This window comes from Streptomyces sp. CC208A (assembly GCF_030010625.1).
Classification (GTDB): domain Bacteria; phylum Actinomycetota; class Actinomycetes; order Streptomycetales; family Streptomycetaceae; genus Streptomyces.
The window spans coordinates 1-1,256 of the sequence record NZ_JASCXN010000099.1 but is presented as its reverse complement, the minus strand read 5'-3'; the positions used below and the strand labels follow the sequence as shown (position 1 = coordinate 1,256).

Sequence of the window (1,256 nt, the reverse complement as noted above, 5' to 3'; positions counted from 1 at the left end):
GGCCGTCGAAGGTGATGTCGAAGGCGTTCAGGGCGGTCTTCCAGCGCAGGGTCCAGCGGGTCTGGCCCTTGCCGGTCGGGTCGAGGGACATGATCGCCATGTAGACGCATTTCAGGGCGGCGGTCTCGTTGGGGAAGTGTCCGCGGGCCTTGACCGCCCGCCGGATCCTGGCGTTCACCGACTCGATCGCGTTGGTGGTGCAAACGATGCGGCGGATCTCGGTGTCGAAGCGTAGGAACGGCGTGAACTCCTCCCATGCGTTCTCCCAGAGCCGGACGATCGCCGGATACTTCCTTCCCCACGTGTCGGCGAACTCGGCGAACCGTTCGAGGGCGGCCTCCTCGGTCGCCGCGGTGTAGACGGGCTTGAGGAGTTTGGCGATCTTGTCCCAGTCCTGGCGGGCGGCATAGCGGAAGGAGTTCCGCAGCAGGTGGACCACGCAGGTCTGCACGACCGTCCTCGGCCAGACGGTCTCGACCGCGTCGGGAAGGCCCTTCAGACCGTCGCAGACAAGCATGAGGACGTCGTTCACGCCGCGATTCTTGATCTCGGTCAGGATGTGCATCCAGTGCTTGGCGCCCTCACCGCCGTCCCCGGCCCACAAGCCCAGAATCTCGCGCCGGCCCTCGACGGTGACCGCCAAAGCCACATAGATCGGCCGGTTGGCGACGGCGCCGTCGCGGATCTTCACGTGGATCGCGTCGATGAACACGACCGGATAGACCGGGTCGAGAGGCCGGTTCTGCCACTCGGCCATCCCGTCGAGGACCTTGTCGGTGATCGTGGAGATCGTCTGGCGCGAGACGTCGGCGCCATAGACCTCGGCCAGGTGGGCCTGGACCTCGCCGGTGGTCAGGCCCTTCGCCGACAGCGAGATGACCATCTCGTCCACGCCGGTCAGACGCTTCTGCCGCTTCTTGACGATCTTCGGCTCGAACGACCCGTCCCGGTCACGCGGCACGGATATCTCCACCGGCCCGACATCGGTCAGCACGGTCTTCGACCGGGCGCCGTTGCGGGAGTTCCCGCCGTTCTTCCCCGCCGGATCGTGCTTGTCATAGCCGAGATGGTCGGTGATCTCACCCTCCAGCGCGGACTCCAGCAGCCGCTTCGTCAGCTGCTGGAGCAACCCGCCCTCACCCGTCAGCTGCAGGCCCTCGGCCTGGGCCCGGGACACCAGCTCCTCGATCAGCCGGTCATCCACCACCCTCGCCGGCCGCGGCTCAGCCGCCTCGACAGTCTCGGCCTCGGTCACG

At 67.0% G+C, this 1,256-nt stretch carries 1 protein-coding gene; it reads right to left on the bottom strand.

What is annotated here, in order from left to right; genetic code table 11:
- On the bottom strand, positions 1–1,207 hold a 1,207-nt coding region (locus tag QK442_RS36135; protein ID WP_282698377.1), incomplete at its 3' end, for an IS256 family transposase.
- Positions 1,208–1,256: the final 49 nt, after the last annotated feature.